Genomic DNA, 24,419 nt, shown 5'->3' with positions numbered 1-24,419 from the left:
AAATCCTATCTTTTTCTATAATATACGCGATTATATCCAAGTTTTTCTTATGATGTTATTTTACTAATATTACAATATAACTCTATATTTAAAAAGCATTATTAATTTTTCTAATAGATGTGCTATAATTTTTTGTACTAAGTTTTAATATTAAGGAGAGAAAAATGTTAAAAATAATTATAGGAAGTTTTGTATTAAGTGCTTCACTTTTTGCTGTTGATTTACAAAGTGATGGGGTTGAAGTAAATTATAAGAACTCAAAAGATGAAGTAAAAACTATCATCATAAAAAGAGAAAAAAAAGATGAGTGTAAAAATGTAAACTTTGACCCAAAAGCTGTATATGGTGGAAATGGTCAAGCTGCTGATTCAGTTGATGCAAACTGCAAAAGAGCTTTTGTTACATATATGGGGAAAATTTCTCCAATAAAATTCTCAGAAAAAGTTGAAACTTATGGAGAAGTTGAAGTTTTAGATTTTATTGCAAAAGCTAAAACAAATAAAAATATGATGTTAGTAGATTCAAGAACTGAAAATTGGTTTTATCATGAAACAATTCCAAGTGCTGTAAATGTTCCATATATTTATATGAAACAGTCTCAATATCCAGATGAGTTTGAAGAGTATGTTGAAATTTTAGGTGTAAAAAAAGTAGATGGAAAATATGATTTTTCAAATGCAAAAACTATTTTAATGTTTTGTAATGGAGCTTGGTGTGGACAATCACCTGAATCTATGAAAGCACTAACTGCAATTGGCTATCCAGAAGAGAAACTAAAATGGTATAGAGGTGGAATGCAGTCTTGGCTAAGTTTAGGATTAACAACTGTTAAACCATAAAAAAAGAGAGTTTTAGAACTCTCTTTTTTTTAAATTTACTTTTTTAGTCTTTAAAAAATCTATCAAAATCTTCCACAAGTGACATATCAAGTTTTCCCTCTTTTGCTTCTTTTTTCATTATTTCAATAGCTTTTTCATGCCTAAAAGCAACTCTATAAACTTTTGGTTCTTTTAAAGCATGATAAACATTTAAAGTGTTCATCAATCTATCTTTTAGACTTAATTCTTTTGCACTTAAACCCAAAGGATAACCGTTTCCATCAACTCTTTCTTGAACTTTTGAAGCCCAAACTGCAATGTCATTAAATCCCATAATATTGTTTAAAATCTTTTTTGAATAGTATGAATAAGCTTTTATGATTTCATATTCATTTGAAGTTAGTGGCTCTTTTTTATTTAGAATTTTTGAAGGTATCGTTAATTTTCCAATGTTTTGTAAAGAGTTAGCAATTAAAAAAGTTTGTTTATCTTTATGCTCAAAATCATACTCTTTTGTGATTCTTTCACATAAAAGCAAAAGATTTGAATTTGGATTTACAATTTTGTGAAAAATAGTTGTTATTTTTAAAATCTCTTCAAAATCTAAAATAGTTGTAAAATCATGCAAAGAGGCATAAATAAACATCAAAATATCATTTTCATTTAATAAATCTAAGAAAAATCCAACTTGAGAAGAAATATCTAAAAGTTCACTTTTATTCTCTTTTATATACTCTTTTGCTTTTATCCTATTTTCAATATTATCAATTCCTAAAGAGAACTTTTTATCTAAAAAACTAGCAAATGAGATAATTTCTAGAAACAAAGGATTATTAAAAGTTTCATCTCTTTCTAAAAAAGGTAGTTGTTCCAAATCCTCTTTTTTAAAATCATAACATAAAGAATAAGAGCATAAATCAGCTAGTTGTTTTGGTTCAAGATTATGTTTTATTCCTAAATGCAATGCTATAAAAGCCACTCTTTTATAGTGTCCTAAAGTTGTATTTTCTAAATCTTTTTTTCTAAAATCAAAGGCTAAACTTGTTGCTAATAAAAAATTATTTAGATTAAAAGGCATCTGTTTTTTCTTATCCATTTTTAAATCCTAATTATAAAATCAATACTAATACTTGTATAAAAACCATAATATAATATAACATCTAATTATGTAATAAAACTTTTAAAATCCAATAAAGTTTCACTATATAAAACTTGAAAAAATAGATTTAAAATAAATTTTGTTTTAATCATTGTTCCAATAGAATTAAAGTAATTTATAAAATTAAGGAGAAGTTATGTCAAAAAGAATTTTAATATTAGCTGGTGATTTTGTGGAAGATTATGAACTTATGGTTCCTTTTCAATGTCTAAAGATGTTAGGTTATGTTGTTGATGTTGTTTGTCCAGATAAAAAAGCAGGAGATCAAATTAAAACTGCTATTCATGATTTTGAGGGTGACCAAACTTATACAGAAAAACCTGGTCACAACTTTGCTTTAAATGCTTCTTTTTCAGAAGTTGATGAATTATCTTATGATGCGTTACTAATTCCTGGTGGACGTGCTCCTGAGTATATTAGATTAAATGCAAGAGTTATTGAAATTGTTCAAAACTTCAATAGCGCAAATAAACCAATTGCTTCTGTTTGTCATGGTATTTTAGTTCTTGCAGCTGCTGGAATTATAAAAAATAAAACTTGTTCTTGTTATCCAGCTTGTGCTCCTGATGTGGGTCTTGGTGGTGGAACATGGGCAGATATTGGATTTGAAAGTGCAATTGTTGATGGGAATTTAGTAACAGCTGCTGCTTGGCCTGCACATCCTGAATGGTTAGCTAAATTTAATGAGTTATTATTAACAAAATAATCTCATACCAAATTTATTAAAATCTTTATCTAAAAGTTTATAGGTTTACCGTAGATTATGGTAAACCTATTTTAACATTTACTTATAGAGTAAAATATTCCATAATTTATTAAACTTTTTATTAAATATTTTACTCTTCAACCAATTCTAAAATAGCATTTATTGAGGCATTTGTCATATCTAAATCCAAGTGAAGAGCATCTTTTGCTTCTACAAGTCTTACATCTAAACCTTTTTCTTTTGCTAATTTATAAAAATCAAGTGTTAACTTAGGTGGAGAAATATCATCTGCTGTTCCATAAACAAGAGCAAATTTTGTTTGTTTATTAACTTTATCTAATACATCACTTATTGAGATTAAATCTTTAACATCTGTTTTTTCATGGATATTATAAACTCCTCCAGCACAAAGAATATTATTTATCAAATCTGGTTTAAGGCCAGTTAATGTTGCACCCATCATACAACCAGCACTATGACCTATGTATGTAACAGTTGAAGCATCATATTTATTTTTTAATTCCTCAACTAATTGCCCTAAAAATTCAACATACTCTTTTTTTGCAGCCAAATTTTCAACTCCATCATGAGATAAAGATGTAAATTTATTTGTAGAACTTCCAGCATATCCAGGAAGGGCAACGGCTATTGTTGTAACATCTGTTCTCATTGCAATATCTTCAGCAAAAGGAGCATATCTTGCAAGTGTGTCAGTTCCTTCTTTCCAAGTTCCATGAACAATAATATTTATTGTACCTTCAACTTCACCTTTGAACTCTTTGTATTTTATACATTCATTACCTGCAAATATAAAATTTTCACCTTTTTTTGCACACTCAAATTCTGATATTTGTTTTGCATTTAATGATAAATTAAATGCAAAAATCAAGCTTGTTAAAATTAAAAATTTTTTAAACATTTTTTATCCTTTCTTATTAATAAGGTGTGATACCAACATATCCAATCATTTGTCTCTCAATTACTTCTACAATTCCAGCTTGAACAAATTCAACGCCATCAATAAAATCATCATCTTTCCAGTTCATTGTTTCCATCGTATTTCTACATCCCACAAATTCAACATCATATTCCATTAAAGATGTAATTCGAGCAAGTGTATTTTTATCATAATCTTTTTTTATTGCTCTCATACCTTTCCCATATAAAACAACTGCAACTTTTAAAGTATCACTTGGATACTCTTTTAGAATATTATAAATTGAACCAATAGTATGATTAACCGTATCTAAATCATCATTATGTAAATTTATTACTAATTTTCTAGGGTTTTCAAATGTCGGTTGAGGATCATTAAACTTTGATTGAGCATAAGAACATATTGTTATTAATATAATTAATATAATTTTTTTCATCTGAATTATTCCTTAATTTTTACTATCATATCTTTTGATATGATACCATCTTTTAAGATTTTACAATAAAGTCCTCTATGATTTTTTAGTAAAGTTGGTAATTCTTCACCAAAAATACTAAGATGACTACAAACGGTACATATTTGAGTAATTTGAATTATTGAAGTTCCTATTATTAACTCTTGATTGACAATTAAATCATGTGGATCAAAATCTAATAAAATATTTTCTCCTAAACTTCCATACTCTAATTTTATTCCATTTTCTAAAGCTATTTTATAAGACTTTATTCCTACAATCATAACAGTTTGATCAAGTTTTTTTCCTGCAAATTTATCATTTTCTATTCCAAAATCTTTTATAAGATTTAATTCTCTGACTTTTGGCCGAGGAAGTCCACTTGATTCTTTTGTGGCACTAAATGTTTCTAATACAATTCCTAAATCTTTCATTTATTTCACATTCTCTTTTAAAATTTCTAAAAAATCACTTTTTACCCAAGCTCCAGGATATTGTTTAAGATAAGTTCCCTCTTTTGAAAGAACAAAAAAAGTTGGCGTTATTTGTTTATAAACTTTTTTCAAATCAAAAGGTAAAGCTGTTTCATCAACATCAATTTTTATAAATAAATAATTTTTATTTATTTGAGTTTGAACATCTTCTAAACCTAGAACTTCTTTATTCATTGTTTTACAATAATGACAAGTTTTTGAATTAACATAAACCATAATAAGTTTATTTTCTTTTTTTGCTTTTTTTAAAATTTCAGATTCATTTGTACTTGCTAAAGTGTTTGCTGTAGTATCTTTAATTGTTAAATGTTTTTTATATTCCATAAAAAATATCGCTAAATTATTGTATTCATCATCACTTAGTTTCATACTTTTTTTAACATCATAATATTTTAAAATATGTTCATCACAAATTGAATTAAATCTATCCGGATTCTCTAAATATGATTTTAAAAAACTTTGTATTTCAATTTCTCTCATTTCTGGGTCTGTTTCATCGCCTATTTTTTTTGAACTATCCATAATTTCATAAGCTAACATATTAACAGTTGGTGCTTTTAAATTTAAAAGCTTATTATTCTTATCAAAAAAATTCTCTTTTATTATATTAATATCAATGTAGTTTTCATGGCAAGAGGAACATTTATTTTGGAAGATTTCTTTTCCCTCTTTATAGTCAGCAATTAAATTCATAAAAAGAAAAAGCCATATCAGTAAAGTTTTTATCAAATTAAAATCCTTTTTTCAACTTAATAAATATTTACAAAAAAAGATTTATTAAATAGAAAAAGTATAAAGAGAAATCCTCTTTATACTTAAAAATTAGATAATGCCAGGATTACCTTTTACTCCAATAATATCAGGAGTATCAACTTTAATATTACTAATATGTTTTACATTTTTTAAATATGTTTCAACTGTTTCCCAAACTGGTTCACCAGGAGATTGAGCACCAACTGTTGACCAACCTGCAACTTTATAAGATTTGTTTGCATCAAGTTTTTGACCTGTTTTTGTAAGAACTATATCAGATATTCTTTCACCCATTTTTCCTTTTGGATTAATTTTATATGAAATTCCACCTGTTCTTACCATATCTCCACCTTGTTGATAATATGGGTCTTCATTAAATAAGTTATCAGCAACATCTTCTAAAATAGCTTTAATATCTGTTCCTGTTATATCTCTTGCATATGTTTCTGGATATGTCATTGCTGTTTGTGTCATTAAATCATCAAAAGTAATTGCTTGTCCTGGCATTACAGAAGTTCCCCATCTAAATCCTGGACTTAATGAAATCTGCGCTTCTTTTACTTCTAAAAGTGCATCACAAATAATTTGATCCCAAGAACCATTGAAGTTTCCTCTTCTAAATAGTGTTGTATCAGTTGTTGCAATTTCTCTTGTTAAATCTTTTAAGAAAGGAAGTCTTACATCTTCAATATATTTTTTCATCTCTTTATTTTCAGGAATTAAATCTGAGAAAATTGGTAAAAGTGTAAATTTAAAGTCTTTGATTTTTCCATTTTGAATATCTAAATCTAAAACATTTAAGAATTTACCATTACTTCCTGCATTACAAACATACGTTGTACCACTAGCATTTTTAACAGGAACAGCTTCTGGAACACCATCATGAGTATGCCCACCCATAATAAAATCAATTCCTGTACAAACTTCTGCCATTTTTTTATCAGTATCAAAACCATTATGAGAAAGAACGATAATTGCATCTGGTTTTTCTTCCTCTTTGATTTTGTTTACAATTTCTTGCATATTGTCATCTTTAATCCCAAAAGTCCAATCAGGAATAAATCTTTGAGGATTTGCAATAGTTGTATAAGGGAATGCTTGACCAATAATTGCAACTCTTGCATTACCCATTTGTTTAATCGTATATGGTTTAAATGCTAATCCACTTTCTTCATCATAAGCTTCAATACCATTCATTAAAGAATCTTCTTTTACAAAAATATTTTGAGCTAAAAATTCTGCATTTAGTAATTTTACATTTTCTAAAACTTCTTCTGCTTTATATGTAAATTCCCAATGCCCAACAGCCACATCAACACCAAGTAAATTCATAGCACCAACCATATCTTTACCTCTTGTCCAAAGTGCAGTTGCAGTTCCTTGCCAAGTATCTCCACCATCTAATAAAAGAGTTTTTTCTTTTCCATAACTATCTCTTAGAAAATCAACAACAGTTTTAATTTGAGAAAATCCACCAACTTTTCCCATCACTTTTGCGTGTTCTTCAAAATTTACACATGAATACGCATATTCAAGTCTTTTATTACCTTTAATTCCATAATAATCAAGTAACTTCTCACCTACAATATGAGGTGGTTTACCAAAATTACTAAAAAATCCTAAGTTAACACTAGGCTCTCTAAAATATACAGGTAATAGTTGAGCATGACAATCTGTCATATGTAAAAATCTTGCATTACCAAATGGTTTTAATTTATAATAATCTTCTAACTTGTTTGTAATATCTGTCATTCTTGTATGAGAATTAGCAAATACAGGAGCAGCACCAAGTACAGCCATCATATAAACAAACTCTCTTCTACTTAATTTACTCATTTTTTATACCTTATATCAGTTTAAAAGTACTATGTTTTCATAGTATTTCTGGGTTTATGAGAATAAAAAAAGTCAAGAGTAAAAAATCTTGACTTTTTAAACCTATTAATATTTATTAATTAATATTTGTAACCATCACTTGGACTTGCAAGTTTCCAATCAGTTTTTGCTTCTTCTTCTTGAGTTAAAGCACTTATTGCAAAAGAACAAGCTCGCCACGCGCCAAATTCAATTGTAGCTTCACTTGTTTTTTTCTTTTTATCATCTACTATATCAATATTTTTAGCGCCTGATTTTAATGCAGCATCTACAGCTTCAATATATTGGCTAGCTTTCATTCCAAGTCTCATAAATTCAACTTTATGTTTTATAGCTATTTCATTATACTTAGCAGCTGTAGCTATTACTTTTTCAACTCCATTTACTTCAACATTACACTCTTTTTTAACATCTAATTTAGATATATCAGAAGCTGATGCGTTAACTAATCCATAAGTTAATAATGCTGTTACAGTTGCGAATTTTAAAATTGTTTTTTTCATAATATTCACCTTTATTATTTTCTTATATCTGGACCATCAATTGCCATACCATTTGATATATACGCTATGAAATATATAAGTTCTTTCATTTGAGTACTTTCATCTTTTGGTGCAACTTGTCCTTGATCAACAATACATCCTGATAATCTTCTTTCAATAGTTCCTAAACTCTCCCATTTTAATCTGTAAACAGGGAATTGTGTAATTTGTCCTACAAGTGGAGAAAGTTTTTCATTTCTAACTCTTTGACCTGCACCTTGAATATGACAAGTTGCACATGACATTTTTAAATATCCTCTTTGAGTATAGTAATACTCTTTTCCTGCTTCATATGCTTTTTTAGCTGCTTCACTTTGAATTTTAATATCAAATTTTTTACCAGCTTCAGTTGTTGCATTTACTAAATATGCTTGAAGATTTGCAATGTCACCTTTTTTTGTATCCCATTCTTTTTCACCATTATCTCTTAAACAATCGTTAACAGCTGAAGTTAAAGTTACAACATCTTTTTTCTTTTCATCAAAATATGGATACATGTTTGTTACAGCAGGATCTGGAAAACAAGTTGCAAATGATTTACCATTTGCAAACTTTTTGTTATATAAAGCTTCTCCTGTTTCAATATCTGACTCATATGGTGGCATCTCTTTAATTGCTTCATATTGTGATTTCGCATCTTTTGAATATGCATAAGTTCCAATATTAAAGTCATCATGCTTTAAATTTTTTTCATAATCATTTTTCAACTCATCATCAGTTGCATAAGGGAAAAATTTATCTTTGTTTTTTTCAGGATCAGCAAACTTTGCTTCAAAATATTTTACGGCTTCAATTCTATCTTTCTCTGCTTTTGCATTAAAATCAGCTGCATTTAAAGCACATACTGTTAATGCTAGAAATGCTGTTGACTTTACAATTTTTGATAACATCGTATCTCCTTTTTATTAAATTACTAAAAGTTAGTAACTATTTAATTTTTTCAGTACTAACATCTGTAGTACCTTTTAAATCTTTCCAAGTAATCTCAATATCATCACCAACTGCTCCACCTTTAAATGAAAATTTCATATACGGGTCTTTTGATAAAAATTGACTTGTAGAAGCTTCATAAACAATTTTCCCACCAACTTTTGCTACTACATAAGTAATAAAGTTTGCTTCTTTTTTTGCTCTTTCTGCTTCTTGGTAACTTAACATTGGATGTGTTGCTAATGCTTTTACTTCAACTATTCCATCTTTTAATTTTGCTTTTATTTTTGTTGAATCTGCCATTTTAATTCCTTTAATTTTTATTTATATTTTAATATTTAATTGCTTAGTTGAATAAAATCAACCACCACATCCACCAATAGTTACTTTTACTAATTTTGATGCTGAATATAATTTTCCATCAGCTTCTGCTATAACTGTTACTGTTCCAGTTTTTGCTAATTTAATTCTAATTGCATAATCAATTACTGCATTTTCAGGAATTGTAAATACTGCAACTGCACTTTCAGGATTTGCATCTTGGAAAACAGCAATTTTTGTAGCTTTTAAATCTGTTTCAAAAGAAACAGGAATTACAGCACCATTTTCAGCAATATCAGGAGCATTTAATTTAATACTTCCCTCAGTTGTAGCTGTTGTTCCAAAAAGTTCTTTTACCGCTTCATCAACTTTTGTTGCAGTCCAAGCTTTTGGCTTAGTTTCTCTAAAATCAATTGCACTTAATTTACCAGGAATTACAGCAACTGCCACAGCTCCTAATCCTAAACCTAAAAAATTTCTTCTATTAATCATTTTCTTTTCCTTATTATTAATTTATAGTTTTTAAATAAGCAACTACTGCTTTAATTTCTGAATCACTCAACCAACCATTTTTACCAAATGCTGGCATAGCAGAGATTGGATTTGTTGTATAAGGATCATAAATTTTTTCATATAAAGCCTCTTCTGGCCAAACTGATAAATTTTGTAAAACAGGGCCCATACTTCCTGGACCATCTAGCTTTTTACCATTTGCAGCATGACATGCTAAACAATTTCCCTGAGTATTAGTATTAAAGATTTTTTCACCTTGTTTTACTAAATCAGAATCAGCTGCAAAACTACTAACTACTAGTAATCCACTAATAGCAGATGCAGTTAATAACCTTTTAATTACATTCATAAGCTCTCCTTTGTTATTTGCTAGAATTAATCATATAATCGACTACTTCTTTCATTTGCTCATCTGTTAAATCCATGTTACCACCTTTAGGAGGCATACTATTTATACCATGAATTGCATTATTATATACTTTATCAATTCCTTTTTCAACTACCTTAGCCCAAGCTTCTTTATCTGCTAAAACTGGTGCTCCAATGGCTGGATTACCATGACAACTTACACAAGTAGTTTCATAAATATTTTGTCCTGCACTAGTTGTTTGTGCATTTTCAACCTTTGGTAAATCTCTTACTGTTGAAAGTGCCTGATTTGAATTAGCTGATAAATCTATGTTAATTTTTAGAAGTAAATTATTTACATCTTCTTTAATACAATCTTTCATACATCTTGTTCCTGTTCCATATATTTTTGGATCAGAAAGTAATGCTGTCATATTTTTAACACCATCTTTTGTATCAACTTCAGGATAGAATCCATCTTCATTTGGCATTTTAATTTTTAAAAATTTTTCTTTATCTAAAACATATTCATCTTCAAGTTCTTCACCATCAATTGTAATATTATTAATTGATAATAAATAAGCTGTAAGTGCATATGTTTCACTATTACTTAAACTTTTTGGATGAGGAAAAGGCATTGAATCTTGAACATACCAAAAAATAGTTGTGGCATATGGCCAATATGAACCTATTGTTCTTATTGCAGTATCTGGATTCGGATGTTCATCAGCAGGATTTAGTCTTTGAATTTTCAGTGATTCTTTTGTACCACCTGCAAGTCTTGGATAACCTTTTCCACCTGTTCCAAAATCTCCATGACACATTACACATTGTGAGTCATAAAGTTCATTACCAAGTTCAACTGAACCTTCTGCTTTTTTTGGTTTACCATCATCACCTAATACAACTTCACCATTTTTCATATCAAATTCAGGTAAATCTACACCATCTGGTTTTATATCAACATTCCAAGCTCTAATTTCTCTATCTGTAGGAGTTCTACCTATATTAAAATTCTTAATATTTTGAGAATTTACATAATATGAAGAATATTTTCCATCTTTTGTTGGATATTTAACAGCACCATCAACTGAAGTTTCATTTTTAGTTGCACCTAAAGCAGAAGTTGCTAATAAAGTTGATAAAACTACACTAAGAAGATTATTCTTAAGCTTTTTTGTGTTTTCTAATTTGAACATTATTGCACTCTCCTTTGCTTGTTATTTCCCATGTTACAATTGCATTTCTATGATAAACTGATTCAACACCAACAGCAGAAGTTTCTTGATCAATTGTAGGTTGGATATTTCCAAAATCATCATAAGATCTACTAGCTAATAATAATGGTTTCCCATCCCATTTAATTACATAAGAGAATCTTGTCCAAGATTTTGGTAAAACTAAACCTTTAAGTTTTGCTTCAACCCAATTATCTCCACCATCAAATGAAATATCAACACCTTTAATAGTTCCATGTCCAGACCAAGCAAGTCCTTCTATTTCTACCATTTCACCTTTTTTCAAGTTTGTCCATGGTTTTTCAGGACATGGGCTTGTAATTACAGAGTTAACTTCATTTACCCAGAAATATCTAATTGCTTTTCCAGATTTTTGTAACATTGTATATTTTGATGTCTCTTCTTTTGAATGCCATGGTTTATCTGAGAATTCTAATCTTCTTAACCATTTAGTATTAAGGTTTCCTTCCCATCCTGGAACAATAAGTCGTACAGGATAGCCTTGTTCAGGTCTTAATGCTTCACCATTTTGCCCCCAAACAACCATTACGTCATCTAAAGCTTTTTCAACAGGAATTGATCTTGGATTAGAGGCATTATCACTTCCTTCTGCTAACATCCAAATAGCATCTTTTTCTAGCCCTAAATCATCTAAAATAGTTTTTAACATAACTCCAGTCCATTGAGCAGCACTCATAAGACCTTTCATAAATTGTAAACTATTAAATTGAGGACCTCTCCACTCAGGACTTCCATTTGCAGGACACTCAATAAAATAAATTCTTGATTCACTTGGATATTTTTTTAAATCTTCCAAAGTTAAAACTATCTCTTTTTTAACTTTACCATGAATCATTAATCTCCACTCATTAGGATCAACATGGGCTGTTCCACCATGATCTCTTGTAAAAAATAATCCATTTGGTGTAATAATACCTTCAGATTCATGAATCGGACACATCGATACAGATGCATATGCATCTCCTGATGAGAACAAATCGTGAGTTCTTCTAATATTACTATGTTCATATGGCGATGGTATTCCATACAAGTTCTTGTCTACTGGATCTCCTAACTTTGTACCCCAAGGAACTTCATTTATAATTGCCGCTTCATCTGCTTTTACAGATACTGGCGATAAAATTGATGCTGCACTTAAGGCACTAGCTGAGTAAATAGCTGTTTTTCTGAAAAAATCTCTTCTACTTGTTACTTCAATAGTATTAGATTTAACATCTTTTTGTAAAACTTCACTGTTTTTCAACTTTTACCTCCTAAATTATTTAAAAATCTTTATAACCTTATTCATCAAAGTTATTATAAGTTTTATAACTTAAAATGAAACTTAAAATATCAATTTTTCTTATATAAAAAATTTCATGCATAGCAATAGAATAGCATTAAAATCGGTGTTCCTTGAAGTATACAACGATAAATGAGTATTCATTTTAGCAATTCTTTCATAAAAGAAATTGCTAATTTTGACTACTCACAAATAAATTATTTGAGAATAAATTAAAGAGGATTAGGAGTAAAAATTTTATATAATTTTCTAATAAAAATCATTAAGAAGAGACCATCTATCATACTTGCTATTATAAAAGAAAAATACTCTGATTGAGTAATTAAACCATAATTTAATGAAAGCATTGCAATAGCAACCATAAAAGTTAAAGGCATAGAATCACTTAAAGCAAATAGAGTTGTTTGCTTAAATTTTAAGTATTTGTAAAAAGATAAATATGAACTAATAAGTCTAATCATAATTATTGAAAACATAATAAAAATAGCATGTTCTAAAATATCTAAAGTAATCATTTCAAGTTTTACAGTTGAACCTGTATAAATAAAAAAGATAGGCACGAAAAAACCAAAGCCAAAAGATTCTATTTTTTCAAGTAATTCGTGCTTTTGATTAAAAAACATTTTAAAAAATAATCCAGCTGTAAAGGCTCCTAAAACAACATCAATTTTTAAAACTAACATAATCGCAACTAAAATAAGTAAACTAGAGATTGAAAATCTTATATCTTGGTTATATCTATCTTCTTGTGAATCTGGAATTAAAAAATTTTTTAACTCAGGAAACCACCAAAAAAGAAGATAAAAAATTCTTAATCCTAAAATACTAATAGCAATTACACTAAAAATAGTTAAAATTGAAAGAAAAAACTGAATATTAAAACCATTCTCTATCCAACCACTAAATAAAGTTAGCGCCAAAATACTAATAACTTCGCCAACAACACCTATTGATAAAGCTAAATTTAGCCAAGGTTCATCTTTTCCATACTCTTTAATAAGCATCATAATCATACCTAAAGAGAAAATAGGAAGAGCAACAAAATATGTTATTCCTAAGTTAAAAAGCCAGCAAACGATACCTGCAATTGAATACAAAAATATAAAATACATAATTACATTAATAGCAAGGGTTGCTTTTATGATTTTTACAAGTTTTAGATTTATTTCAAGTCCAGCTAAAAACATCAAATAAACAAATCCAAATTTAGCTACTAATTTTAGAATTTCATCATCATATAATAAACCGAAATATCCAGCAAAGAGTCCTAAAAATATTTCAACAACAACAACTGGGGTTCGAGATAGTTTTGAAACACCCGGTGAAATCATAATTATTGTGCAAACAGTTATAATTAAAAAGAATTTTTCCACTTTTTTTCCTATAGGAATTTAATAAAATCTCAGTATTTTATAATATTAATCTTGTGTTTTAGATTCTTCATCATCTTTAATTACAAGTCCCGCTTCTCTTAAAAATGGACTAGCTACGAAAGTCATCTTTTTTATTTTGTCGAATTTAGCATAAGAAAGATATAAAATATCTTTTGCTCTTGTAACGGCTACATAAAACAGTCGTCTTTCCTCTTCTATACTTCCACCTTTACTCATAAGTTTTCTATTTGGAAATCTTCCATCCATTAAGTCTATTACATAAACTTCTTTGAATTCAAGACCTTTACTTGCATGAATTGAAAGAAGATTTACTCCATCTCCTTCACTCATTTCACTTCCACCTAAAATCATTGAATTTATGAATTTTGATAAATCTTGAAAATTTCTTGATATATTTTTTAAAAGCATTACCTTTCTATTAATTTTGGCAAGTGATTTTGTCTTTTGACTTGGATTTATTGTTCCGTCTTTTTGTGTTGCTCTTTTTGTAGATAAAAAATCTTTTAATTTTGAATATGCCATAGAAGATGAAATACTTGAAACTAAAGTCTCTGGAATTTTTGTTCTTCTTAAATGTTTCATTAGTAAATAAATATCATATAAATATTTCCCGCCATCTACATTTAATTTGGGATGTTTTAAGATTGGATTCCCTAAAAAAGCCTCTTCAAAATTACAATCTTTAAACTTTGAAATTGAACCTAACTCTATAAAATCATCAAAAAGTCCCAATTGTCTATTTTTAACTTTTCCATTTTCGTAAGGGTTATTTATATCTTCTCTTGGTGAAAAAAGACCTTTTAATAAATCTCCATCACCTAGTTTTATAAGTGCATCAAAAACATCTTTTGCAATTGCTTTTCCAATACCTTTTCCATGTTCAACCACGTGAATAAAAGCCATCATGTCATTGTGAGTGATTTGCATAACTAAAATATCAAGTATAAATTTCACTTCAACCGAATCAAAAAAGCTCATCCCACCTTTTCGTTTTGCAGGAATTGAAAACTCTCTTAGATTTGCTTCTATTCCATCGGCACTTGAATTGTTTCTATAAATAATCGCTATATCATTGTGAGGAGTTGTACTTTTAGAAATCAATTCTGAAATATATTCATACTGAGAAAAAAGTTCATTAAAAGCTAATAATTTTGGTTTGTGTTCATTTTCAGTTCGTACAACTTCAAGTTTTTTTTCATAAACTCTTTCATTATATTCTATAACTTTTGTGGCTAAATCTAGAATTGGTTTTGTTGAACGGTAATTTTTTCGTAGAGTAAAAACTGTTGCGTCTTTATATCTATCACCAAAAGTTGAAATAATTCCAATATCTGAGCCATTAAAAGCATAAATACTTTGGTCATAATCTCCTACACAAAACAAAGACTTTGGTCTAAAAGCATCAAGAAGTCTTCCTTGTAGTGGATTTGTGTCTTGGTATTCATCAACTAAAATCTCTTTAAATTCAAACTCTTTTTCTTTTAAAGTATCTAACATAATTGTTAATAAATCATCGAAATTTGCATAACCATATTTTGTTTTTAATTCATGGAATTCAGCAATTACATCTTCATAAATCAAAGTATATAATTCATGGTTTGCATTTTTTGACTTTATCCATTCACCAAACTCTTCCCCATCATTTGAGTTTAGATATAAAGAGTACATATCATACAAATATCCACCATCATAAGGATTTGCTTCATCATCTCTTTCAAAAAATACTCTTTTTTCATAGATTGATTTGAAAAGTGTTTTTAATTCATTTGGTTGTTTTAGAGTTATATTTACTTTTAATTCTTTTAAAAGTTTATATGAAACTGAGTGGAAAGTTCCTGCCATAATTTGTTTGGCAATATCTTTTCCAAAAAATTTAGCAACCCTTGCTACCATTTCAGCTGCTGCTTTATTTGTAAAAGTTAAAAGTAAAATTTCATTTGGGTTTACGCCACTATTTATAAGCGTTGCAATTCTTCCTACAATAGTAGAAGTTTTTCCAGTTCCAGCACTAGCAATAATAAGATTGTAACCAGCAGGACAAGTGGCTGCGCTTAGTTGTTCTTGATTTAAGTTAGATAAAGGCATGGATTAGTTGTTTGTTGTATTTATAAAAAGTGTTATCATTTCGCAATAGTAGCATAATAGATTTAAGAAAGATTGAAAATAAAAAAGGGATGTACTCTTGACATCCCTTCTTTATACAAGGAAACATAAAAATTATTTTGTCTAAGAAATCTATCTTAAGCGATTGAATAAATAAGTCGCTGCGTCAACTTATCTATGAATTAATTTTATCAGTCCATAATTAACTAAAACCCAATCAAGAATTAACCAAGAGTTAACTTGACACTATATTTGAAAATAAAGCTAAAAAAAAAGATGAAATAATTAAATTTCATCTTTTTAATTTATTCTCAAAGCAAAAGCATTAAACAGCTTCGCTACCTCTTTCTTCAGTTCTAATTCTTACAACTTCATCTAAAGATGAAACAAAAATTTTTCCATCTCCGATTTTTCCAGTTTTTGCTGAACCTACAATTGCGTTTATTACTGATTCTACCATCTCATCTTTTACCACTATATCTATCTTGATTTTTGGTAAAAAATCTACTACATATTCTGCCCCTCTATACAGCTCACTATGCCCTTGTTGTCTTCCATAACCTTTTACATCATATACACTCATTCCTGTTATTCCTACTTCTACTAAAGCATCTTTAACATCTTCAAGTTTAAATGGTTTTATTATTACTTCTATCTTTTTCATTTAGTCCTCTTTATTATATATTTTATAAGTTGAAGCCACGTTCACCGTGTACTGATTCATCTAAACCTTGACTCTCTTTATCTTCATTTACACGCGCTCCACCAGTAAGGAATGAGGCAATATAATAAACAACTATTGTTCCGATTAATGTATAAGCACCTACAATTAGTGCAGACTCACATTGAACTAAAATTTGTGCCACTCTATCATCTGAAGCTTTAAGAGGACCATCCCATAATAAATCTTTGTCATTAAGTGCAAAGATACCTGTTGCAATTGCTCCCCATAAACCAGCAAGGAAGTGAATACCAAATGCATCTAAACTATCATCATAACCAAGTTTTTTCTTAACGATTGAAACCCCAAAGAAGGCTACAATTGCCCCAACAATACCAATAATAAGAGCTCCACCTACGCTTACAAATCCAGCAGCAGGAGTAATAGCAACTAATCCAGCAATAGCACCAGAAGCAGCACCTAGAAGTGTTGGTTTTTTAAATATTATAGCTTCAATTGCTAACCATGCAAGAGTTGCCACAGTAGCAGCTACAGTTGTTGTTAAAAATGCTACACCAGCAATTGCATTTGCACCAAATGCAGAACCTGCATTAAATCCATACCAACCGAACCATAAAAGGCCAGCACCAACTGCTGTTAAAATAATACTTACAGGTTTCATTGCTACTTTATTATAACCAGCTCTTTTTCCAAGAAGCACAGCTAAAACTAAACCAGCAAGACCACCATTCATATGAACAACTGTTCCACCTGCGAAGTCAAGAGCACCTTCATTAAATAAGTATCCTCCACCCCAAACCATATGTGCAATTGGTGCATAAACAACAATTGTCCAAATAGCTGCAAAAGTCATCCAAGATGAAAATTTCATTCTTTCAATAACTGAACCAGAAGCAATTGCTACAGTAATTGCTGCAAAAGTACCTTGGAAAACTACAAATACAAATTTAGGATAAAGTTGTCCTAAATCAACACTTGCAAAATCTTTCCAACTAATGCCATTTAGCATAACATTTTCAAATCCACCTATAAATTCATTCATAGAACCATCAATAGTTCCAAATGCGATAGAAAATCCTGCAACGATCCATGCAATAAATGCAATCGCAAAAGAACCAAATACCATTGAATATGTATTTAGTATATTTTTTGATCTTGTCATACCACCATAAAATAAAGCCAATCCAATTGGTGTCATTAACATAACTAATGCTGTTGAGATCATCATCCAAGCAGTATCACCTGAATTAATTACTGGTTCAGCCACATCTTCTGCAAATGCTAGAACACTTAGTAAGGGAATTGATAAAAGCCACTTTTTCATTCATTATCCTTTGTTTTTGTATATAAAGAAATTTACCATGTTTTCTTACAAAAGAATACAATACAACTGGTTAAATAATAACCAATTTCAAATGATTTATATTATTGAGTAGTTTTTATCAAGCTCAATAAAATAATCACCTAAAAAATCAAAATTAATTTTATAAATATTTTATTAGTTCATTCAATAGTATGCTATTATTAATTAGTTTATTTGCAATTATTTATCTTAAGTTTTAAAGAGCTACTATGAAACATATATTTTGCATTATCATTATGATTACTTCTTTATTTGCTCAACAAAGAATTTTAAAAATCTCTAATTTCATTGATTATATTGATGTGGAATTATTAAAAGATTTCGCTTATGAGAATAATATAAAAATTGTATATGATATTCATGAAGTAAATGAAGAAATATATACAAAAATAAATAAAAAAAATGATTATGATTTACTCATTGTTTCTTCAAATTATATTACTAAACTAAAAAAACTCAATAAATTAGAAAAACTAAATCCAAACAACTTAAAAAACTATTCAAATATAAATCAAAATTTTTTACGAAGTACCTTCATAAACTCTTTTGAATATACAATTCCTTATTTATGGGGAACAGTTGGTTTAATTTACAACAAAAAACTTGTAAAAGAACCTATTGAAAAATGGGATGATTTATGGAGAGATGAATTCAAAAATTCAATTTTATTATCAAATGAACCAGCCGATGTAATTGGAATCACCTTAAAATCTCTAGGTTATAGTGCAAATAGTACAAATGAGCAAGAAATAAATAAAGCCAATGAAAAATTAAAAGAATTAATCCCAAATATTAAAGATATAAGTTCAGCAAATGCAATTACATATTTTATTACAAATAATTTTGCTGTTGGAATGGCATTTAGTGGTGATGCTAAATTAATACTTGACAATTCTAAAGATTTTGAATTTATTTATCCTAAAGAAGGTGCTTTAAAGTGGGCAGATGGAATGGTTATTTTAAAAGATTCAAAAAATAAAGATTTAGCTTATAAATTTATTGATTTTATTATTGATGATAAAAATTCTGCAAAAATTGGAAATACAACTGGATATGCTATTTCTAGTGAAACTTCAAAAAGATATCTTGACGAAAAAGACTTATCAAATAAAGTCACTTATCCAAATGAAAAAAGTCTATTAAATTCTGAAATATTATTTAATAATGAAGATACATATATGAATATTTTAGAGAAATTTGAAAATTTGAAAAAAGAATATTTAAAAAGTAAGGACTTAAATGAAAAATAATAGATATACCTTTATGGTGAGTATTTTTGTCCTATTTGGATCATTGACACTTTTGTTATCACTATTTTTAATTTCAAATTTTTATTTACGAGGATTAGAACAATCCTATAAAATGTTAGAAGAGAAGAATTTTGAAATTACAAATAATTTATCAAATACAATTATGGAATCGCTAAAAAGTATCGTGGGACAATTAAATGTTTTATCAAAGATAACTGATAATACAAACATTATTTCAAATGAAGCAATTATTGAAAAAGTAATGTGGGAACAGTTAAAATCAAATGAAAATATTGCAAGTGTTTTTTTAGCAGATGAATATGGTAATTTTTTACAAACAAGAAGAGAACCAACTTTTGCATATAGAAGTATAAATAAAATAGACAAAAGAGATTTAGATTGTTGGTATTATAAAAACGAAAACTACTTAACAACATCTATTGTTATAAACAACTCAACATATGACCCAAGAAAAAGAGATTGGTATAAATCAGTTGAAAGTTCTAAGATTTATTGGTCTGAACCATATATTTTTGACTCAACTAAAGAACCAGGAATTACAATATCTGTTGGAGATTTTAATGAATATAATCAAAAAATAAAAGTTGCTGCTGCTGATTTTACTCTAAATAAAATATCAAAGTTATTAGAAACAAAGGCCAATATTTTAAATGGAAAATTAATTTTATTTAATCAGTCAAAAGGTGTTATCGCGACTTCATTTAATATTAATTTAAAAACAAAAGATGATAAACTTTTAAATCTTGATAATATGGAATCTTCTTTATATTCAAACATTTTTGAAAAAATAGAAAAAAATTTATTAACTGGTGAATTAAAAGACAAAGATAATAAAGAATATATATATTTTATTTCAAAATTAGAAAAAAATAGTGGACAGAACTGGTACATTGCTTCTTATGTAGAAAAAGACATAGTAACTGCGGATATTAAAAATACTCTTATAAATAGTGTTATTATTTCTTTTTTCATTATTCTAATTATCTATTTTCCAATTCATTACATATTACAACGATTTGTTACAAAACCAATAAATGAATTAGAAATTTTGACAAATGAAATTGCACAAAATAAATATGATAATGTAAAACCTGTGAAAACAATTATATATGAGTTTCATAAATTATCAACTTCTATTATAAGTATGTCTAAGTCTATTCAAAAATATGAAAAAGAACAGACTAATTTAATTGATTCTTTTATAAAAATTTTAGCAGAAGCTATAGATTCAAAATCACCATATACAGGTGGACATTGTAAAAGAGTTCCTGAATTAGCTATCTCACTAGCAAAAGTTGCTTCTGAATCTACAAATGAAAAACTAGCAGAATTCAATTTTTCAACTCAAGAGCAATGGAGAGAGTTCAAAATAGCCGCTTGGTTACATGATTGTGGGAAAATTGTAATGCCTGAATATGTTGTTGATAAAGCAACAAAACTAGAAACTATTTATAATAGAATTCATGAAATAAGAACAAGATTTGAAGTTTTATATAGAGATGCAACTATTGAATATTACGAACAATTATTGCAAAGTCCTAAAAATAAAACTCAACTTGAGGAAGAACTAAAACAAAAATATAAAAAACTAACTTTAGATTTTGAATTTATAGCAAATTGTAATGTAGGTGGCGAATTTATGGAACAATCAAGTATTGATAGATTAGAAGAAATTGCCAAAATAACGTGGTTACGGAACTTTGATAATAGATTGGGCTTGTCACATGAAGAGTTAAGAAGAATGGAAAATAAAGAAGATTTTGTACCAGTTATTGAAAATTTACTCCAAGATAAAACGGAACAAATTATTTATAGATTTAGAAAAATTGATTTAGATGAATATAAAAGATTTGGCTTTAAAATGGATGTTCCAAAATATGAAAGAAATTTAGGTGAGTTCTATAATCTTAGTATAAAAAAAGGTACATTAACTAAAGAAGAGAGATTCAAAATTAACGAACATATTATTATAACTATCAAAATGCTCGAAAATATTCCTTTTACAAAAAATCTAAAAAATGTACCAGAATATGCAGGTTCTCACCATGAAACGATGATAGGAACAGGCTATCCTAGAAAATTAGTTAAAGCTGAAATTTCAATTCCAGCTAGAATTATGGCAATTGCAGATATTTTTGAAGCATTAACAGCAGCTGATAGACCATATAAAAAAGCAAAAACTTTAAGTGAATCAATAAAAATTATGTCATTTATGAGAGATGATGAACATATAGACAGTGATCTTTTTGAAATATTTTTAACAAGTGGTGTTTATAAAGAATATGCAAAAAACTTCTTATTAGATGAGCAAATTGATGAAGTAGATATTAGTAAATATTTAACTAATAAAAAGAGCTAATAAAATAACTCTTTTTATTTATATTTTCTTATTATTTGTTGTAGAAGTTTGTAATATCCAATTATTAAAATTATTCCAATATATATAAACTGCAATATACTTATAGCTTTTTGAGCCATTATCCAGTGAATTGTAACTAATATTAAGGCTAAGTATACAAATTTATGATATTTATTATATTTTCTAAATAAATCTTTTGTTGATGTTATTGCCATAAATAAAACTATAAAAAATGCAATCATTCCTAAATAAATAAAAGGTTTATCAACTGTCTCTTTTATAATAAAACTAAAATCAAAAGAAGCATCTAAAACTATAAAATTTAATAGATGCAAAAGTGCATAAAAAAAGCCTAAAAGTCCTATTTCTTTTCTATATTTTATTAAATTTATTTTTTCTCTTATTAATGAAAGTGTAATAGAAAAGAAAATTATCACAGTTGCACTTGCCCCTGTAATTGTATAGATATATTTTATTGGATCACTAACATCTTCAAATATAAATAATCGCACAAGTAAATATAACAGTGGTAATAATGATATTAAATAAATTAAAAAACGTTTCATTAGAAATACTTTCTTAAATCCATTCCATTGTATAAAGATGCAACCTCTTTTTCATAACCATTAAACATTAATGTATTTTGTTTTAGAAAGCTACCTAAAACTCTCTCTTTTTTTTGTGACCATCTTGGATGATCAACATTTGGATTTACATTTGCATAAAAACCGTACTCTTTTGGATTTTGTTTTTGCCATGTATTTAAAGGCTCTTTTTCTACAAATGAAATTTTTACTATTGATTTTATAGATTTAAATCCATATTTCCAAGGAGTAACTAATCTAATTGGTGCACCATTTTGTTTTGGCAGTAAATCCCCATAAAGCCCAATGGCTAAAAAAGATAAATCATTCATAGCTTCATCAATTCGAAGTCCTTCAACATAAGGATAATCCAAAGTTGCGAAAACTCCTCTATCTTGGTCAGGGAAACTTGAAGAATCAACTAAAGTTTCAAACCTAATATATTTAGCATTTGAAAGTGGTTTAACTTTTTTTATTAAAGAGCTAAGTGTATAACCATTCCAAGGAACAACCATACTCCAACCCTCAACACATCTAAATCTATAAATTCTCTCTTCTAGCATTAACATCTTTTTTAAATCATCTAAGTCAATTTCCATTGGATTTTCAACTAATCCATCTATTTTTATTTTCCAATTATCAGTTTTTAAAGTATGTGCCATATCTTTTACAGCACTTTGATTTGTAGTGAATTCATAAAAATTATTGTGTGATGTTATTTGTTCAAATGTATTTAATTTTAGATTGTTTTTATTTTCATCTTTTATAAAATCAAGGGTAATTTTTGGCAGATTTTCTTGTGCCAAAAGCTCCATTATTGCTCCACTAGCAACCAATGAAGCAGCACCTAACTTTATAAAACTTCTTCTTTTTTCAAATAGTTCTTTTGGAGTAACTTCATTTTGTGAAATTTCCCAAGATTTTTTTCTAATGATATTCATAAATACCCTTTTTTATAATTTCCACATTATAGAAATTTATTGTAAAGGGTATGTTTAGTTGAAAATTATTTTCCTTTGATTAAAATAGTTAAATATTTACTTGACCATATACATAAACCAACGATTAGTAAAATTGCCGTTAAATTTATCAAAAATATATAATCAAATCCGAAATTTAAACTAAATGAAGTGAATATTCTTAGCATCGTCAACAGTTGAACAAATATAAATATAAACGTGGCAAAGTTACTTGCATGGATTATATTTCCTGAATGTCCCAAAATTACCCTCGTTCCAAAACCTACAAGTAAAGTTATAAAATATCCCAAAGCCAAAGTATGAATAACAGCTTTTTCAAAAACAATATTAGAGTCATAAGATGCCATAAAACTCTCAATAATTGAGATTAATAAAGCTATTGGAATCCAATAAAGTCCAAGATATAAAACCCATACAATTGAAGGAACTTTAAAGATTGGAAGTTTCCATTTTATTAACTCTTTTGTGATGATTATAAATAAAGGAACATCTGCAATTATATTTATTTTTGCATTATCAAAAGATAGCAAAACAACTTTCAATACTAAAAAACCAAATACTAGAAATAAAAGATTTTCACTTTTATTTATCTTATAATCAGGTGCCTTTGCAGTTGTAAAAAAAGGAATCATTCTTTGTGAAATTGTAAAAACTATCATAAAAATAAATAGATAAAATCCACCATTTATAGCAAGTTTTGAAACTTCATAAGAGTAAAAAAAATCTAAATTTGAAATAATAAATAAACCATGAAAAATAAGGCCAGACAAAAATGCAATTAAAACCCATTTTGTATCTTCTTTTATTTTTACAGCACTTTTTTTGTGAATTGAATAAAGTAAATTAAAACTAATAATTTGAGCTACTAACATCATAATTTCAAATATAAAAGTGATTTTAGAATAAAAAATCAAAGTTAAAAGAATTCCAAAAGAAGCGATAAAATATAAGAAAAATTGTTTCATATAAACTTCTGTTTTTATCTCAGCTTGGGCTAAAAATCGTGGAAAAACAACAAATAAAAATCCCAAAAAGAACTGAATAAATATAACAAAAACCATACTATAAGCATGATAAGTCAAAATTGAAGTATCTAAAAGTAAAATATTTAAATTTGATAAAATAAATAAAACCATAAAAAGTATGAAAAATAGAATCCCACTTGTAAAAAATGGTTGGTGTGGTTGAGAAGAAAACTTTTTATACCAAAGTAACAACATAAAATCTCCTAAATTTTTTAAGAGATTTTAGCTGTTATGAAAAATTAAAGCCTTGATTACAAACAAGTCAAA

At 27.8% G+C, this 24,419-nt stretch carries 24 protein-coding genes; 4 read left to right on the top strand and 20 right to left on the bottom strand.

What is annotated here, in order from left to right:
* Positions 1-164 precede the first annotated feature (164 nt).
* Entirely contained in the window at positions 165-839 is a 675-nt protein-coding gene (locus tag AVENP_RS04080; protein ID WP_128357484.1) for a rhodanese-like domain-containing protein, read from the top strand.
* A 43-nt stretch (positions 840-882) separates the two neighbouring features.
* Here AVENP_RS04080 and AVENP_RS04075 read toward each other — a convergent pair whose 3' ends face one another.
* Positions 883-1,914: an HD-GYP domain-containing protein gene (locus AVENP_RS04075; RefSeq protein ID WP_128357485.1), complete on the bottom strand. Its 1,032-nt coding sequence runs from the start codon at positions 1,912-1,914 to the stop codon at positions 883-885.
* 199 nt (positions 1,915-2,113) lie between these two features.
* Between AVENP_RS04075 and AVENP_RS04070 the strand changes: the two genes are divergently transcribed.
* The gene (locus tag AVENP_RS04070) at positions 2,114-2,683 is read left to right on the top strand and encodes a DJ-1/PfpI family protein (RefSeq protein ID WP_128357486.1); all 570 of its coding nucleotides are present in this window, start codon (positions 2,114-2,116) and stop codon (positions 2,681-2,683) included.
* Between the two features lie 130 nt (positions 2,684-2,813).
* On the opposite strand, the gene AVENP_RS04065 is transcribed toward AVENP_RS04070, so the two are convergent.
* From AVENP_RS04065 to AVENP_RS03990, 16 genes are all read right to left on the bottom strand, one after another.
* Positions 2,814-3,602 (bottom strand): alpha/beta fold hydrolase, encoded by a 789-nt coding sequence (locus tag AVENP_RS04065; RefSeq protein WP_128357487.1) that lies wholly within the window; start codon positions 3,600-3,602, stop codon positions 2,814-2,816.
* 16 nt (positions 3,603-3,618) lie between these two features.
* Entirely contained in the window at positions 3,619-4,056 is a 438-nt protein-coding gene (locus tag AVENP_RS04060; RefSeq protein ID WP_128357488.1) for a DsrE family protein, read from the bottom strand.
* A gap of 5 nt (positions 4,057-4,061) precedes the next feature.
* Positions 4,062-4,508, bottom strand: coding sequence for an MOSC domain-containing protein (locus tag AVENP_RS04055; RefSeq protein WP_128357489.1), 447 nt, complete (start codon positions 4,506-4,508; stop codon positions 4,062-4,064).
* Positions 4,509-5,297 carry a thioredoxin family protein gene (locus tag AVENP_RS04050; RefSeq protein ID WP_172664206.1) on the bottom strand — a complete coding sequence of 263 codons (789 nt, stop codon included), beginning with the start codon at positions 5,295-5,297 and terminating at the stop codon, positions 4,509-4,511.
* Positions 5,298-5,390: 93 nt separating this feature from the next.
* Positions 5,391-7,157, bottom strand: coding sequence for a thiosulfohydrolase SoxB (gene soxB, locus AVENP_RS04045; protein ID WP_128357490.1), 1,767 nt, complete (start codon positions 7,155-7,157; stop codon positions 5,391-5,393).
* A gap of 119 nt (positions 7,158-7,276) precedes the next feature.
* Complete coding sequence (locus AVENP_RS04040; RefSeq protein WP_128357491.1) at positions 7,277-7,699, bottom strand: hypothetical protein; 423 nt, start codon at positions 7,697-7,699, stop codon at positions 7,277-7,279.
* Between the two features lie 14 nt (positions 7,700-7,713).
* A complete protein-coding gene (gene soxA / locus AVENP_RS04035) occupies positions 7,714-8,628 on the bottom strand; it encodes a sulfur oxidation c-type cytochrome SoxA (RefSeq protein ID WP_128357492.1) in 915 nt (304 codons plus the stop codon).
* A gap of 37 nt (positions 8,629-8,665) precedes the next feature.
* The gene (soxZ, locus tag AVENP_RS04030) at positions 8,666-8,971 is read right to left on the bottom strand and encodes a thiosulfate oxidation carrier complex protein SoxZ (protein WP_128357493.1); all 306 of its coding nucleotides are present in this window, start codon (positions 8,969-8,971) and stop codon (positions 8,666-8,668) included.
* Positions 8,972-9,028: 57 nt separating this feature from the next.
* Positions 9,029-9,481, bottom strand: a complete 453-nt coding sequence (gene soxY, locus AVENP_RS04025; RefSeq protein WP_128357494.1) for a thiosulfate oxidation carrier protein SoxY — start codon at positions 9,479-9,481, stop codon at positions 9,029-9,031.
* A 16-nt stretch (positions 9,482-9,497) separates the two neighbouring features.
* A complete protein-coding gene (gene soxX, locus AVENP_RS04020; protein ID WP_128357495.1) occupies positions 9,498-9,851 on the bottom strand; it encodes a sulfur oxidation c-type cytochrome SoxX in 354 nt (117 codons plus the stop codon).
* Between the two features lie 13 nt (positions 9,852-9,864).
* Positions 9,865-11,049 carry a c-type cytochrome gene (locus AVENP_RS04015; protein ID WP_128357496.1) on the bottom strand — a complete coding sequence of 395 codons (1,185 nt, stop codon included), beginning with the start codon at positions 11,047-11,049 and terminating at the stop codon, positions 9,865-9,867.
* Positions 11,018-12,352, bottom strand: coding sequence for a sulfite dehydrogenase (gene soxC / locus AVENP_RS04010; protein ID WP_128357497.1), 1,335 nt, complete (start codon positions 12,350-12,352; stop codon positions 11,018-11,020). Before soxC ends, AVENP_RS04015 begins: the two co-directional genes overlap by 32 nt.
* 251 nt (positions 12,353-12,603) lie before the next feature.
* The gene (locus AVENP_RS04005; RefSeq protein ID WP_128357498.1) at positions 12,604-13,764 is read right to left on the bottom strand and encodes a cation:proton antiporter; all 1,161 of its coding nucleotides are present in this window, start codon (positions 13,762-13,764) and stop codon (positions 12,604-12,606) included.
* A 45-nt stretch (positions 13,765-13,809) separates the two neighbouring features.
* Positions 13,810-15,870 carry an ATP-dependent helicase gene (locus AVENP_RS04000; protein WP_128357499.1) on the bottom strand — a complete coding sequence of 687 codons (2,061 nt, stop codon included), beginning with the start codon at positions 15,868-15,870 and terminating at the stop codon, positions 13,810-13,812.
* Positions 15,871-16,213: 343 nt separating this feature from the next.
* Positions 16,214-16,552, bottom strand: a complete 339-nt coding sequence (locus AVENP_RS03995) for a P-II family nitrogen regulator (protein WP_128357500.1) — start codon at positions 16,550-16,552, stop codon at positions 16,214-16,216.
* A gap of 22 nt (positions 16,553-16,574) precedes the next feature.
* The gene (locus tag AVENP_RS03990; protein ID WP_128357501.1) at positions 16,575-17,894 is read right to left on the bottom strand and encodes an ammonium transporter; all 1,320 of its coding nucleotides are present in this window, start codon (positions 17,892-17,894) and stop codon (positions 16,575-16,577) included.
* Between the two features lie 248 nt (positions 17,895-18,142).
* Here AVENP_RS03990 and AVENP_RS03985 point away from each other — a divergent pair, with 248 nt between their 5' ends.
* Together AVENP_RS03985 and AVENP_RS03980 are read left to right on the top strand one after the other, a co-directional pair.
* On the top strand, positions 18,143-19,183 hold the full coding sequence (locus AVENP_RS03985) for an ABC transporter substrate-binding protein (protein ID WP_128357502.1): 1,041 nt from the start codon (positions 18,143-18,145) through the stop codon (positions 19,181-19,183).
* Complete coding sequence (locus tag AVENP_RS03980) at positions 19,173-21,563, top strand: HD domain-containing phosphohydrolase (RefSeq protein WP_128357503.1); 2,391 nt, start codon at positions 19,173-19,175, stop codon at positions 21,561-21,563. The genes AVENP_RS03985 and AVENP_RS03980 overlap by 11 nt, the downstream gene beginning before the upstream one ends.
* 14 nt (positions 21,564-21,577) lie before the next feature.
* Here the strand turns inward: AVENP_RS03980 and AVENP_RS03975 are convergent, their stop codons facing one another.
* From AVENP_RS03975 to AVENP_RS03965, 3 genes are all read right to left on the bottom strand, one after another.
* A complete protein-coding gene (locus AVENP_RS03975) occupies positions 21,578-22,129 on the bottom strand; it encodes a ferric reductase-like transmembrane domain-containing protein (protein ID WP_128357504.1) in 552 nt (183 codons plus the stop codon).
* Positions 22,129-23,088 (bottom strand): protein-methionine-sulfoxide reductase catalytic subunit MsrP, encoded by a 960-nt coding sequence (gene msrP, locus AVENP_RS03970; protein ID WP_128357505.1) that lies wholly within the window; start codon positions 23,086-23,088, stop codon positions 22,129-22,131. The genes AVENP_RS03975 and msrP overlap by 1 nt, the downstream gene beginning before the upstream one ends.
* Before the next feature lie 65 nt (positions 23,089-23,153).
* Entirely contained in the window at positions 23,154-24,347 is a 1,194-nt protein-coding gene (locus AVENP_RS03965) for an NnrS family protein (RefSeq protein ID WP_228201828.1), read from the bottom strand.
* Positions 24,348-24,419: the final 72 nt, after the last annotated feature.

This window comes from Arcobacter venerupis (assembly GCF_013201665.1).
In the GTDB taxonomy this organism is placed as follows: domain Bacteria; phylum Campylobacterota; class Campylobacteria; order Campylobacterales; family Arcobacteraceae; genus Aliarcobacter; species Aliarcobacter venerupis.
Note: the sequence above shows the minus strand (reverse complement) of the source record. Positions and strands in the feature narration are given on the sequence as shown.

Excerpts from the sequence above, each read along its gene's own strand:
- soxY (WP_128357494.1), bottom strand. The coding sequence starts at position 9,481 with ATGATTAATAGAAGAAATTTTTTAGGTTTAGGATTAGGAGCTGTGGCA.
- AVENP_RS04000 (WP_128357499.1), bottom strand. The coding sequence starts at position 15,870 with ATGCCTTTATCTAACTTAAATCAAGAACAACTAAGCGCAGCCACTTGT.
- AVENP_RS04060 (WP_128357488.1), bottom strand. The coding sequence starts at position 4,056 with ATGAAAAAAATTATATTAATTATATTAATAACAATATGTTCTTATGCT.
- AVENP_RS04080 (WP_128357484.1), top strand. The coding sequence starts at position 165 with ATGTTAAAAATAATTATAGGAAGTTTTGTATTAAGTGCTTCACTTTTT.
- AVENP_RS03985 (WP_128357502.1), top strand. The coding sequence starts at position 18,143 with ATGAAACATATATTTTGCATTATCATTATGATTACTTCTTTATTTGCT.
- AVENP_RS03965 (WP_228201828.1), bottom strand. The coding sequence starts at position 24,347 with ATGTTGTTACTTTGGTATAAAAAGTTTTCTTCTCAACCACACCAACCA.
- soxA (WP_128357492.1), bottom strand. The coding sequence starts at position 8,628 with ATGTTATCAAAAATTGTAAAGTCAACAGCATTTCTAGCATTAACAGTA.
- AVENP_RS04075 (WP_128357485.1), bottom strand. The coding sequence starts at position 1,914 with ATGGATAAGAAAAAACAGATGCCTTTTAATCTAAATAATTTTTTATTA.
- AVENP_RS03975 (WP_128357504.1), bottom strand. The coding sequence starts at position 22,129 with ATGAAACGTTTTTTAATTTATTTAATATCATTATTACCACTGTTATAT.
- soxB (WP_128357490.1), bottom strand. The coding sequence starts at position 7,157 with ATGAGTAAATTAAGTAGAAGAGAGTTTGTTTATATGATGGCTGTACTT.
- AVENP_RS04055 (WP_128357489.1), bottom strand. The coding sequence starts at position 4,508 with ATGAAAGATTTAGGAATTGTATTAGAAACATTTAGTGCCACAAAAGAA.
- msrP (WP_128357505.1), bottom strand. The coding sequence starts at position 23,088 with ATGAATATCATTAGAAAAAAATCTTGGGAAATTTCACAAAATGAAGTT.
- AVENP_RS03990 (WP_128357501.1), bottom strand. The coding sequence starts at position 17,894 with ATGAAAAAGTGGCTTTTATCAATTCCCTTACTAAGTGTTCTAGCATTT.
- AVENP_RS04015 (WP_128357496.1), bottom strand. The coding sequence starts at position 11,049 with ATGTTCAAATTAGAAAACACAAAAAAGCTTAAGAATAATCTTCTTAGT.
- AVENP_RS03995 (WP_128357500.1), bottom strand. The coding sequence starts at position 16,552 with ATGAAAAAGATAGAAGTAATAATAAAACCATTTAAACTTGAAGATGTT.
- AVENP_RS04070 (WP_128357486.1), top strand. The coding sequence starts at position 2,114 with ATGTCAAAAAGAATTTTAATATTAGCTGGTGATTTTGTGGAAGATTAT.
- AVENP_RS03980 (WP_128357503.1), top strand. The coding sequence starts at position 19,173 with ATGAAAAATAATAGATATACCTTTATGGTGAGTATTTTTGTCCTATTT.
- soxX (WP_128357495.1), bottom strand. The coding sequence starts at position 9,851 with ATGAATGTAATTAAAAGGTTATTAACTGCATCTGCTATTAGTGGATTA.
- AVENP_RS04065 (WP_128357487.1), bottom strand. The coding sequence starts at position 3,602 with ATGTTTAAAAAATTTTTAATTTTAACAAGCTTGATTTTTGCATTTAAT.
- soxZ (WP_128357493.1), bottom strand. The coding sequence starts at position 8,971 with ATGGCAGATTCAACAAAAATAAAAGCAAAATTAAAAGATGGAATAGTT.
- AVENP_RS04040 (WP_128357491.1), bottom strand. The coding sequence starts at position 7,699 with ATGAAAAAAACAATTTTAAAATTCGCAACTGTAACAGCATTATTAACT.